10 protein-coding genes are annotated in these 12,887 nt (G+C 52.8%); 3 read left to right on the top strand and 7 right to left on the bottom strand.

Annotated features, from left to right (window positions below; translation table 11 throughout):
- Window position 1: 1 nt before the first annotated feature.
- The 7 genes from Q0775_RS10275 to Q0775_RS10245 all read right to left on the bottom strand — a co-directional run bounded on the left by Q0775_RS10275 (window position 2) and on the right by Q0775_RS10245 (window position 6,521).
- A complete protein-coding gene (locus Q0775_RS10275; protein ID WP_298860072.1) occupies window positions 2-1,531 on the bottom strand; it encodes an amidase in 1,530 nt (509 codons plus the stop codon).
- A 117-nt stretch (window positions 1,532-1,648) separates the two neighbouring features.
- Complete coding sequence (locus tag Q0775_RS10270; RefSeq protein WP_298860070.1) at window positions 1,649-2,593, bottom strand: LysR substrate-binding domain-containing protein; 945 nt, start codon at window positions 2,591-2,593, stop codon at window positions 1,649-1,651.
- 409 nt (window positions 2,594-3,002) lie between these two features.
- Complete coding sequence (locus Q0775_RS10265; RefSeq protein ID WP_298860068.1) at window positions 3,003-3,269, bottom strand: hypothetical protein; 267 nt, start codon at window positions 3,267-3,269, stop codon at window positions 3,003-3,005.
- A gap of 57 nt (window positions 3,270-3,326) precedes the next feature.
- A complete protein-coding gene (locus Q0775_RS10260) occupies window positions 3,327-3,575 on the bottom strand; it encodes a hypothetical protein (RefSeq protein WP_298860066.1) in 249 nt (82 codons plus the stop codon).
- Window positions 3,576-3,604: 29 nt separating this feature from the next.
- Window positions 3,605-4,381: an ATP-binding cassette domain-containing protein gene (locus tag Q0775_RS10255; protein ID WP_298860063.1), complete on the bottom strand. Its 777-nt coding sequence runs from the start codon at window positions 4,379-4,381 to the stop codon at window positions 3,605-3,607.
- On the bottom strand, window positions 4,381-5,421 hold the full coding sequence (locus tag Q0775_RS10250) for an ABC transporter permease (protein ID WP_298860061.1): 1,041 nt from the start codon (window positions 5,419-5,421) through the stop codon (window positions 4,381-4,383). The genes Q0775_RS10255 and Q0775_RS10250 overlap by 1 nt, the downstream gene beginning before the upstream one ends.
- Before the next feature lie 80 nt (window positions 5,422-5,501).
- Window positions 5,502-6,521, bottom strand: coding sequence for a sugar ABC transporter substrate-binding protein (locus Q0775_RS10245; protein ID WP_298860058.1), 1,020 nt, complete (start codon window positions 6,519-6,521; stop codon window positions 5,502-5,504).
- Window positions 6,522-6,690: 169 nt separating this feature from the next.
- Here Q0775_RS10245 and Q0775_RS10240 point away from each other — a divergent pair, with 169 nt between their 5' ends.
- The 3 genes from Q0775_RS10240 to Q0775_RS10230 all read left to right on the top strand — a co-directional run bounded on the left by Q0775_RS10240 (window position 6,691) and on the right by Q0775_RS10230 (window position 11,153).
- Window positions 6,691-7,881: an ROK family transcriptional regulator gene (locus tag Q0775_RS10240; RefSeq protein WP_298860056.1), complete on the top strand. Its 1,191-nt coding sequence runs from the start codon at window positions 6,691-6,693 to the stop codon at window positions 7,879-7,881.
- Between the two features lie 48 nt (window positions 7,882-7,929).
- Entirely contained in the window at window positions 7,930-8,616 is a 687-nt protein-coding gene (locus Q0775_RS10235) for a D-lyxose/D-mannose family sugar isomerase (protein ID WP_298860054.1), read from the top strand.
- Window positions 8,617-9,194: 578 nt separating this feature from the next.
- Window positions 9,195-11,153 carry a C1 family peptidase gene (locus Q0775_RS10230; RefSeq protein ID WP_298860052.1) on the top strand — a complete coding sequence of 653 codons (1,959 nt, stop codon included), beginning with the start codon at window positions 9,195-9,197 and terminating at the stop codon, window positions 11,151-11,153.
- The last annotated feature ends 1,734 nt before the right edge of the window (window positions 11,154-12,887 follow it).

Here is a 12,887-nt window from a genome sequence, read left to right as displayed (position 1 = left end):
ATTACACTGCCGTCCGCAAGGCGCGTCTTTCGGTTGCGGACGCTGCGCGCAGATCAGGTGGATGCGTCACAATGGATGTCAGATCTACTTCCGAGTGTGGGAGGGTTTGCATATCTGCCAAAGGCCGCGCTGTCTCGGAAGAGCATGCAAAGAGAGTTTCTACCGCCTTTGCCGCCGCCAGCAGTCCTTCGTCGCCCCGAACGGGTCCCAACATCTGAAACCCAAAGGGCATCCCGGTGTGGTCGCGCCCACAGGGTAGCGTAATCGACGGCCCGCCCGTCAAGGACCCGCGATAGCATAGGGCAAGCCAGCGGTAATAAATGTCCATCTTGCACCCGTCGATCTCCTCGGCATAGGATTGCGTCCATGCAAAGGGCGATACCGGTGATGTTGGCAGCACAATCACATCAAACTGGGTCATCAGCGCGTTGAATTTGCGCAAGATACGCGATTGCTCGGCATGGGCCCAGCCGCGGTCGGCCAATGACATGGTATGTCCAAGCGCAACGTTATCCTTGATATGCGCACCAAAGCTGTCGGGATCTTGAGCAACGGCTTCGCCAAAGGCGACGCCAAAACTCTCGGCCCGCAGAATGTCGAAACAGCGGTCCATATCGCCCAAATCGAGGTCAGCCACGCGGCATTCCTTGACCTGCGGACGCAATACTTTAAGACGGGCGCGAAATGTCTCACGGATGCTTTGCTCAACAGGTGCGCCACCAAAATCTTCACTGAAACCCACGCGCAAATCTTTCAACTCTGTGGAGGGGAGCTTTGTGAAACGCCCTGTAGCGTACGGAGCAGAAAGGGGATCATCAGGATCATAGCCCTGACAGACATCCAGCATCAGCGTCAGATCATCCAAGTTTCGCGCCATCGGGCCAAGCACCGAGATGCCCGACCACCCCAAGGGCCGCGTGGGATGGGCAATCACATCAACAGACGGACGGTAGCCCACCACACCACAAAGTGCTGCTGGCATGCGGAGCGATCCACCCGTGTCCGAGCCTGTACACAAGGGCAAAAGGTTGGCCGCAAGTGCTGCGGCAGAACCACCAGACGAGCCGCCCGCGATGAGATTGGCATCAAACGGATTACCCGTCGCCCCCCAAACCCGATTGCGACTGTTTCCGCCAGCTCCCATTTCGGGGACATTTGTCTTCGCAAGAATGATGGCGCCCGCCGCCCGTAGGCGCGCAACCATCGGCAAGTCGTCATCGGGGACGTGCCCCCGTGCGCGGATGCTGCCATGGGTGGTCAATAAGCCTTTAGTGTTTTGCAAATCCTTCACACCAATCGGCAACCCGTCGAGCGGACCTAGCGGGTATCCTGCCTGCCAACGCGTCGTCGCAGCGGCAGCAGCAGCGGTGGCACCCTTGATATCCAGCGCCGTCAAAGCATTGATTTTGGGATTAGAGCGCGCAATTCCATTGAGGCAGGCCAGCAAATAAGCACTTGGCGTCAAGCTTTTTGCCTTGAACGCCGCAAGCACCTCACAGGCAGACAAAGCTCGCAAAGCTGTAGTGCTCAACGGCTCGTCCCAACGCTCATGATAAATACAACAGACACCCAAGCCCTCCCAAACTGTGTGTCTGGTTAAGGTAATAGAGGAATTAGATCATAAATAGTGAATTATACACCAAATACATTAACCAAAAGGAATGATTTTGAGATCCTCAGTCGTTTGTTGCAAACATTTGAGGAAAAATGACAGCGTCGCGTTCTGCGCATACTGGTCTTTACGCCAAAAACAGCGCGCTTCGGACAAAAGGTCACGAGTATCGAGCGGCAGCGTGACGATTTCACCCCGTGCGGCCTGCGCCTGCGCAAGCCTTTGAGGCAGCAGACCAAGTGCTGGCATCACACGCAAAAGCTCAAGGTTAAGGGCCAGTGACAGGGATGCAATTGTATTGCTCGGAGGTGACAGCCCATTCGCAGCAAACAATGCATCCACTGCCTGCCGCGCAACAGAGTTTGGTTGCGGCAATATCCACGGATAGCTTGCGACATCTGCCCATTTCACATCTTCATTTTGCCCCAAAGGATGATTGCGACCCGCGACAACGACCACGGGTTCCGAAAACAGGGCCATTTGATCAATGCCTTCCAACTCCTGAGGCTGCCAGATTCGCGCAATCAACAGATCCAGTTTTCCCGTCTCCAGTTGCGGCAGCAGCTCGACAAAATGGCCCTCCGACACCGAAACATTTGCTTGCGGCGTGCTACGCTTGAACAACGCGATCGTGCGCGGCAAGAGCACGGGCGCTACCGAACTGACAACACCAACGGAGACAGAACCCGAAACCCCGCTCGTCATTGCCTCAATGTCGAATGCTGCGCGATCAAGTTGACCGAGAGCCTGTCGCGCATGATCCGCAAGGCGAATACCGATCGGTGTCAGATACAACCTGTTGCGATCGCGCGTGACAACAGGCACGCCAACGATCTTTTCCAACTCGGCAATCTGCTTTGATACAGCGGGTTGCGTCACCCCAAGCGCCTCGGACACCCTTGCGACGAGTTTGAGATCAGACAGCGCCACAAGAGCACGCAAATGCCGAAGCGTGATGCCCTGTTTAAACCCTTTATCCAAAACGCGTCGCACCCGTTTGCAAATTCAAGCGCATGGTCTCCTGATTTTTCGACAGTTGCCCAATGAAAGAGGCAGGGATGGTATTAATCGACCCTGCTAAACAAAACTATTGCCCGCGCACGCATACCATTTGACGCGCTGCCTCGAGAATCGGCGCAAAGCGCTTGATTGGCAAGGCTTGAATTCAAGGGAACCGTCTCAGGCAGAGTTTTCAGCATCGGACGGTTCGGGCGTACGACCTCCCCTCGCAAGCAACGCGGCAGCGGGTCACGCCATTCAAACCATAGCCCCTGAAGCAGATGTTTCTTAAATGCCTGACGGATAGCTAATCATTAACTGATTTTGGAAACAGGCGCCGGACTGACTCTTGACGACAATGGGCTTAGGTTTCGCCAGCAAAGAACTGATGTTATCCAGATAGAACCATATCCGCAGGGAGCAGTTTACTATTCACCAACCGCGCGTTGGGTAGATCGTTTTCTTCTGCTTTCTTAACCGCTGCATCGCTGTCATATCCCAGATCAAGCCACCTCTTGAGCAGCCGGTTTTGGAGTTCGGCCAAAGGGACATCAAGAACGATGCCAAAATCCCAGAGCTCGGCCGAGCCATCCCATGGCGGTGCATCAAAAAGCAGATAATTGCCTTTTACCAATGCGGTTGTATCGCTAGCGAGCAAGCATCCACCGTTTGGGACAACGCAATCGCGGGCCCGATCAAATGTAGGGAATGGAACCTAGCCTGCGCGCCACATCCGCTCTGACAGAGATACAAGACCGGCAACGTCGAAAGTCTCGGGTGCTCCCTTGCGCGACCGCAACCCTCGCGCTTGCAGATGGTCGTTGCTGTGGTGAAATCCATCCATCGGTACGACACAAGCGTGTGGAATTTTGGCGCTCAGCTTCTCGGCAAGATAGGATTTCCCGCTTGCAAGAGGACCTGCAACAGTGATGATCCGTCTCCCTTGTCGCAGCGGAACGTCCATGATCCTTTGCGTGATTTCAGCATAATCAATCAAGCGTTTACCGTCTCGGATGGCGCCTCTTTTGCCCCCGTCATGAATGCGACAGCATCCGACATGGTGTAGTCTTTAGGATTGATGACACACAATCGCTTACCCAAACGGTGGACGTGGATGCGGTCGGCGACCTCGAATACATGGGGCATGTTATGGCTGATGAGAATGATCGGAATACCACGGGACTTCACGTCCTGGATCAATTCGAGCACCTTACGCGATTCCTTTACACCCAAGGCCGCAGTCGGTTCGTCGAGAATGATCACTTTTGATCCGAAAGCCGCAGCGCGCGCCACGGCGACACCTTGGCGTTGGCCGCCCGATAATGTCTCGACCGCTTGGTTGATATTCTGGATCGTCATCAATCCCAACTCGGTCAGTTTTTCACGAGCCTGACGCTCCATCTCCCGCCGGTCGAGTTGCCGGAAAAGTGAGCCGCGGATGCCTGGGCGGCGAATCTCGCGGCCCATAAACATGTTGTCCGCAATCGACAGTGCCGGCGACATGGCAAGCGTTTGGTAGACGGTCTCGATACCGGCATCGCGGGCCTGAATGGGAGATTTGAAATTGATCTCTTTGCCTTCGAGGTAAACCTGCCCTTCGTCAGGGATCACCGCACCCGATACTGCTTTGATGAGCGAAGACTTCCCCGCGCCGTTATCTCCAATCACGGCAAGGATCTCACCGGGCATCAGGTCAAAGTCACAGTGATCCAGTGCCGTTACTTTGCCATAGCGTTTAACGAGGCCGCGGCCTTTGAGGATAGGTTCCATTATGCTGCTACCTTTCTGATCCACTGGTCTACTGCGACTGCTGCGATGATGAGCACACCGATGAGCAGGTAAGTCCATTGTGCGTCCGCCCCCATGAGGCGCAGTCCGAGCGTGAACACCCCCACGATAAGCGCACCAAAGAACGTGCCAAGGATGGAACCACGCCCGCCAAAGAGCGAAATGCCTCCGATCACCACGGCCGTGATGCTTTCGATGTTCAAAAGTTGTCCTGATGTGGGAGATACAGAGCCAATCCGGCCGATCAATGCCCAGCCTGCAAATGCGCAAATCAGTCCCGCGACGGCATAGACGGAGATGATCGTTCCTTTGACGTTGACGCCGGACAGTTCTGCAGCTTCGGCATCATCGCCCACGGCATAGACATGGCGGCCCCATGCCGTATGGCGCAAGACGTAAGCCAGAACTGCTACAAGCACGACGAGAAAGACAACACCCACAGTAAAGACTGCGCCGCCTATATTAAACTTGGCACCCAGCAGTTGCAGCAGGGGCGCGTTATTTGCGATGTCCTGACTGCGAATGGTTTCATTCTTCGAGTAGAGAAAATTGGCGGCCAGCACGATCTGCCACATGCCAAGGGTTACGATGAACGGCGGCAGCTTCATCACAGCGACCAGCCAGCCGTTAACATATCCAATGGCCGTCCCTGCCAGCAAACCACAAGCCACGGCCACCTCAACGGGAAGCCCGTAGCGGAACGTAAACTGTCCCATCACGACTGACGAGATCACTGCGATTGCACCCACACTCAGATCAATACCTGCAGTCAGGATGATCAATGACTGTGCGGCGGCAACAATGCCGACGATCTGGACCTGCTGCAGAATGAGAGTCAGTGCGAAAGGAGAAAAGAATTTCGAGCCCAGCAATAGGCCGAACACCACGATGGAAGCCACGAGTACGATAAGGGGCACGAGCGCAGGATTAGTGTGCAGGACGTGCTGAACCGTACCCATAAACCCGCGATGCGGATCCTCGAATTTGGCGACCCCGTTCTTGGTGGTATCTGCGTTGGACATCTTATCCTCCCTTACCGTTGAAAAGGGGCGAACACCGCCGCCCCTTTTGTAATCAAAACCCGTCTAGGGCCGATGGGGGATTAGCCCCAGCAGAGCTTGGTACCTTCTTCGGTGTCGATGCTTTCGACACCATCAACAGGCGTGTCCGTGACCAGTGCAACGCCCGTGTCAAAGAAGTCCTTGCCCGGTGTCAGTTCAGGCTTGGTGCCGTCTTTGGCCCATGCGGCAATCGCTTCGATGCCTTTGGAGGCCATCAAAAGCGGGTATTGCTGGGACGTGGCGCCGATGATGCCATCCTTGATGTTCGCGATGCCGGGGCAGCCGCCATCGACAGATACGATCAGCACGTCATTCTCGCGCCCGATGGATTTCAGCGCCTCATAGGCACCCGCCGCAGCTGGCTCGTTGATGGTGTAGACCACGTTGATCATCGGATCCTTGGCCAGAAGATTTTCCATCGCCTTGCGGCCACCCTCTTCGTTACCAGCGGTCACATCGTTGCCAACAATACGCGGATCGGTCTCGTCCCCGTTTACGTTCGGGTCGGCCAGATCAATGCCAAATCCTTGCAAGAAACCCTGATCGCGCAGCACGCCAACAGTTGGCTGGGATACGGCAAGGTCAAGCAATGCGATCTTGGCGTTTGCGGCTTCGTCACCGAGTTTGGCCGCAGCCCATTTGCCAATCAACTCACCCGCGAGGAAGTTGTCTGTGGCAAATGTCGCATCGGCGGCATCAATCGGGGACAAGGGCGTGTCGAGAGCGATGACAACCAGACCCGCATCGCGTGCCTGCTGGACCGAAGATACAATGGATGATGTGTCGGACGGCGTCAGCAAAATGCCTTTTGCGCCGTCAGCGATGCATGTCTCAATGGCCGCGACCTGAGTTTCATGATCGCCGTCTACTTTGCCGGCGAATGACTTCAGCGTCATACCAAGCTCGGCTGCTTTGGCCTCTGCGCCCTCTTTCATCTTTACGAAGAACGGGTTGGTATCGGTTTTTGTGATCAAGCAGGCAGTAATGCCATGGCCATCAGCGAATGCAGCGCCAGACAATGTAGTAAATGCGACAGCCGTTGTTGCGAGTAGTTTTTTCATGAGGTCCTCCCAGACGTTTTCCGATTGATCGGAGACAGTTCCCGCATTTTGCGGAATTCGCTTGAGGTAATGCGATTCTCAACCTCACGTCAATAAATAAATAAACTTGATTTATTAATTCGATCTGCCACCTTCATTCCAGCACAATATGCATGTAAGGCCTAAAGGTATGGATGGGTCAAAGATCAGAAGTTTAAGCGGCGGCGTGAACCAGAGAGGGTTGCGCGACCACAATGAGAGGCTGTTGCTGTCTATGCTACAGCGCAATGGCCCAATGCCGGGCAGTGATCTTGCGCGTGTTGCAGGCCTGTCGCCACAAACCGTTTCCGTTATTTTGAGAAAGCTGGAAAAGGACGGACTGCTTGCCCGTGGAACGCCGGTAAAGGGCAAGGTGGGCAAACCATCGGTGCCCATGGCGCTGGCGGCGGATGGTGCCTTCTCGCTTGGCGTGAACATTGGCCGCCGCAGCGCCAAGATCGTCTTGATGGATTTTCACGGCACCGTACGCGATGAACGCAGCACACATTTCCAATACCCCCTCCCCGCCGATGTGTTTGAATTTCTCAGACTGGCCAGCGAGGAGTTGATCCAAAGCCTCTCAGCCTCTTTGCAGGAGCGCATTTGCGGCATCGGCATCGCCGCCCCTTTTGAGCTTTGGAATTGGCATGAAATGGTCGGGGCGAGTGCCGAAGAGTTCTCCGCGTGGAAAGACATCGACTTCCACGCCGAGATTGCGCATTTCTCCGACCTGCCCGTGCATATCGTCAATGATGCAACCGCTGCCTGTCGTGCGGAACATATTTACGGTCGTGGCAAGGAGTTTCGCGACTACGCCTACTTCTTCGTCGCGGCATTTGTCGGGGGTGGCATCGTGCTGAACCACTCCGTTTTCGAGGGGCATCAGGGCAATGCAGGTGCGCTGGGATCGCTGCGCAGTGTGGGTCCCAATGGCGAGAGCCGCCAGTTGATTGATATCGCCTCCATCCATCTGCTGGAGGCGCGCCTCGCCGAAGTCGGCCTTGACCCGAGCGGCCTGTGGAACAGCGACGACTGGACTCCCTATGAACGCTACGTAGAGCCTTGGATCAGACAAACAGCGCAAGAGCTGGCAAAAGCGGCGCTCTCAACATGCGCGGTCATCGACTTTGAAGCTGTTATGATCGATGGGGGCCTGCCGCCAAACGTCAAACAGACTTTGGTAGAGCGGACCCGCAGATATATCGCGAACCAAGATACTCGTGGTTTGATCCCGCCACAAATTGAGGCAGGTACAATGGGACGAAAAGCGCGCGAAATTGGTGCCGCTTGCGGTCCGATCTGGTCCCATTTCCTACTTAAATCAAACGCGGGTCTGTCTTAGATTGTCCGGCCCATAGAAACCGTACGCTGACACCATCAAGGAGAAGAAATGAAGCGATCCTGCATCAACGAGATCATGTTACAGGCGGACGACATGATCCGCTCTTTTGGATTTTCACTTCCTCCCTTCGCCTATTGGAGCCCTTCTGAATTTCAGGCGCGCAAAAGCGCTGCTTCGGCGTTGATTGATGCGAGATGCGGATGGGATATTACAGACTACGGCGCAGGAGACTTTGACCAAATGGGTCTGTTCCTCTTCACCCTGCGCAACGGGCGTCTTGCAGATCTTCGGCGACGCGGCGGCATGTGTTACGCTGAAAAACTTCTGATCTCGCGGCAGGACCAAATCAGCCCGATGCATACCCACATTAAAAAAGCCGAAGACATCATCAACAGAGGCGGTGCCACGTTGGTGGTTGAGCTTTTCGGCTCTGACGATAAGGGCGGTTTTTGCGAAGATCGAGGGGGGCAGGTGCTTTGCGACGGCATCATAAAGCGCTTTCACGCAGGCGAGAAACTCAAACTTGCACCAGGAGAAAGCGTAACGTTGATGCCGGGAGATTGGCACGCCTTTTGGGGCGAAAATGGTGATGTCCTGATCGGCGAAGTGTCGACCGTGAACGACGACCTTCACGACAATATATTCCGAGCGCCGATTGGTCGCTTTGCCGAGGTCGAAGAGGATGTTGGCCCATTACATTTATTGGTGAGCGACTATGCCCTCTTGTTGAAATGATGTCGTTTTACAGCGCCGCAGAATTCACAGGTATTGCTGTGTTGGATAGACAAAGCTATTTTTCCTCGCTGCCTTCTTGTGAGAAGCAGTCCATCGGTGGTCGAACGTACATTGAGTTCTGAATTTCTTCTCAGATCCTCCCTATTTGGTACCTGACCGCGATCTGCTTGCCGGATCGCAAGTGGATATAGTTATCAGGCAACACGTCACCAACCAATGCTTCTTTAGATCTGACACGTTAACGCCAATCTGAACCTCAGACATCTATTTTCGATTTGCGCCAATCCTTCTTACCAATGTAGCCTATCATCACCTATCCTGCGCCTTCTGTACGCACTGCTTTCCAGCAGGGTCGAAAGCGTTTCGCAAATTAGTTTACGATGTGACCTAAGTCGCCAACGTCATCGCATCATCAACTTTATGCTGAATGATTGAACGTGTGTGCCCATGTTGGCTGCAAGACAAGCTGAACACTAAATTTTGCTATTATTGCGAATTAGTGTAACGATACCCCAAGTAATATTGATCATCCGACTTTTTGAAACCAACGATTCAATTTCAAAGTGGAGGCCAAAGTTATGGCAAAAACTCCAAAAAACGACGGAAAACCTGCAATAGCAGTGGATGAGAAACCCGTCGATCCGTCTCAAACGCTGGACGCCGCGCCTAGACTTGGCAGCCGTATTTTGAATGTTCAGCCCGATGCGACCGATTTGCGAGACAGGATTTACGAACCAGCCCTTCTAGATCTGAAACTAAAGCTAAATCCGCCAGAGTCTGGGTTAAGTCCGGTTAGGGACCAAGGGCAGGAGGGTGCTTGCACCGGCTTCGCGCTTTCGAGTGCGATTACCCTGATGAACCGACTTCGCCATAAACGGATTGACCCTACGATTTCCATACCGATGGCAAGCCCGCGTATGCTTTATGAAATGGCGAAATTAAACGATGAGTGGCCTGGGGAAGACTATGAAGGCTCAAGCATTCGAGGCGCACTGAAAGGCTTCTATCACAACGGCGTATGCAGTGACGACATTGCACCTTACATGGATGGTGATCATAATTGGCATCTGTCCGTCCAACATGCCAAAGACGCGCGCGTTGTGGGGCTGGGTGCATATTTCCGATTGAGACCAGAGATCATCGACTATCATGCGGCCCTCAACGAGGTTGGCGTGATCTACGTTTCTGCAACGATCCACCGCGGTTGGCAAAGACCTCCCAAAGGTGACATTAAGCCTTCCCATCTCACCGAAGGGGGTCATGCCTTCATAATTGTCGGTTACGACGATACCGGTTTCCTAATCCAAAATTCATGGGGCGAAGACTGGGGCCGATATGAAGGCAAACCTGGAATCGCTCGTTGGCGTTATGAAGACTGGTCTGCGACGGTTATGGACGCCTGGGTGCTTCGACTATCTGTGCCAACGCCCAATGCATTCGATCTTACGGTCACGGAGCCAACGCCTGAGACAGAGAACCTCTTTGGGGCTGTAAACCTTCGCGCGCCTCGGAATGAAGACATCGTTGGTCATATTATTCATCTTAATGATGGGAAGCTTGTTGAAACTGGGAAATACCCAACCCCAATTACGACTATTCGTGAAACAGCAAACTTTCTCGCCGACGAAAATTTGACGGCGGGCCGGAACTACAAACATCTCGTGATCTACTGTCATGGCGGATTGAACGGGGCGTCGGCGTCAGCAAATCGCGTGAGGAAGATGAAAGAAGTCTTTAAACGCAATGGCATCTATCCAGTACATTTCATGTGGGAGACTGGCTTTTTTGAATCACTCAAGGATGTGATCTTTTCAGCGCGAACCAAAGCTGAGGGACGGACTGGAGGTCTCTCTGATTTTTCAGATCGCGTCTTAGAGGCTATCGCACGAGGGCCTGGCACAGCCGTTTGGCGCAATATAAAGCGTGATGCAGATTACAGTTTCAGAAAATCGGGCGGTGGTCGCAAGGCGCTCGAAGTACTTCTTGAGGGAAATGCAAAACGCACGAAGCCGCTCAAGGTGCATCTGGTCGGTCATAGTGCCGGTTCAATCCTGATTGCACACCTACTTGATGCAATGGACGCAATGAATCCGCTTAATGCGCCTGTTGCGTCATGCTCAATCATGGCACCGGCCTGTACCGTGGATTTATACAAGAAAAGCTATCATGCAAGGGTCGGGATGTCCGGTGCTGCAAGCGGCATCTCCAAGCTTTGGCAATATAATCTGATCAATCGAAGAGAGTTGGACGACACGGTCGGACCTTATCAGAAATCCCTTCTGTACTTTATTTCCAACGCATTCGAGGACGGAAAGAAAATGCCGTTGCTTGGCATGGAGACGTTTGAGGGGCTCATTCCGAATAAGTCTGGTCATACGATTCATTATGCTGGTCGTATGGCGAGCATCACAGACAGCCAAACTCATGGTGGCTTTGATAATGATCGAAAAACGATGAATGACATTCTTAAAAACATATTGGGCAAAAAGCCGACTGCAGCAAAAGGGTTTCAGCCTGGAGACGTCACCGGATACTAGAACTGTGCAACCCGCAAGCTGAGCGCTTCATTTTGCCCGCCTGGCTCGCGACTCATCTGCAGCCGTGTTAATTTGCTCCATGAAATCAGCAATATCGACCAAAATCAGTTTTTCATGATTTCGCGCAATATTACTATAGGGATCAAGGTTCATTAAACGGTCGCTTATTTTCTGCTCTTTGCCGAAGGCATTTTATTTTTGTTTTTCGAACCCAATGGTTTCTCACTCAGTGGCGATCATTCAAATCTGCCGTAGACGGACTTGGGCCTGCGCACCTTTGCCTATGAATTGAATAGCGGCTTTCTGACGCATGAATAAGGACTGGCAGTCGTTGATGCGCCAAGTCAGGATAAGCATCCGTCGCTTAAGCCATTGCAGCATTTCAGATATGTTTTATCTCGGGCATTTTCCTCGAACGCCTGGTACTCTATGGTCAGACGCCATTCTCTAGGGTAGCGGATCATTCCAGCTAGATGAAATTCTTCGTTGGAACTGTCAGTACCGCTTTAGAAAGATAGTTTATTACCATTCATTAAACGCTGTTGGCTGGCCAAGCTCGGCCAGCGATCCTCATAAAACTGCATATCGGGGGAGTTGAGTAGTCGATCCCTTTTGGCTGCCGCCAGCGCTCATGGGCCAAATTGAGAAGCGGTTGTTCCTGGCTCATCGTAACCACCGAGCAGTGGAAGATGAGGCAGAAAACTGAAACACGCAAAAGTTCTGATGAGAAGTTTGCCGAAGATATCAAACGGATCACCACTGCCCGGCAATGTATCGTTCAGAAATGTCCCGAGATTGTTGAAAGCATTTTCCAAGAAACACCAAGGACTGCATGGTTTCCCGTAAACGCCGTTTGATTGGCAATACAGCGCGCGTTGCTCCCCGATAGGGTCAAAGAACGACACCGCAAAGCAAAAGGCCTGAAGACAGTGGTTGCCGAGCAGACTTTAAAATGGGGTCTTCTCAAAAATGGCACACTGGCCCCTACTCCGCAGATCTCTTTGTATCGGCTGCCATGCAGTGGAAAGGATCAATGGAAAGACACTTGAAACGCAACGCTGGCTGCGCAGACAACGGGCCACATATTCAAACCAATTAGATGAACAGAACTCTCTCTTTTTTTAAGATGCTCTTGGTTCCCAAAAGCCGGACCACAGACAAATCTCTTTGCTAAGTTATATTGGTATGATTGATGTAAGCCCGATATCTTCTGCGCAAAAATTTTCACAAAGCTCATTTAAATTTTAACTATTTGTAGCGCCCGTTGGTATCGGTAATAGTTGGGTGACTGAGATGATCTACAAGACATCAATGCGATTTGGGATTTAGGATTTTTATACGCTTATTGCGTCCACCAGTGTGGATATACATAGATAATTACTGGATTGCAGAATTATTGGACTGGGCGCAGCCAAAGCCGAAAATATGTTGGGTGACGTGACAACTGAACAGACCGTCCAGAGGCCACGTTAGTTGCAGCCAGCCACAGATGCATTGGTGGCAGAGGTCATTTTTGGTATCATTGAGTGTACTCTGGCGACACCCTAACTGATGGCAGGAGTCCGCATCATTAACCATTTCTAACTGATCCGCGATCATTGAGGTTTTGGTTACCCCTTGGCTGGCTCTAATACCCGACGGAGTTCGGCATCCTAACTGGACCTGTCCCGCTTTAGTGCTGCCCCAAGTGCTCGTTTAAGCCACTTTCCCTTCGAAAGCGACGGGGCTTTTCCA

It is taken from the genome of uncultured Sulfitobacter sp., assembly GCF_947499945.1.
In the GTDB taxonomy this organism is placed as follows: Bacteria; Pseudomonadota; Alphaproteobacteria; order Rhodobacterales; family Rhodobacteraceae; genus Sulfitobacter.
Note: the sequence above shows the minus strand (reverse complement) of the source record. Positions and strands in the feature narration are given on the sequence as shown.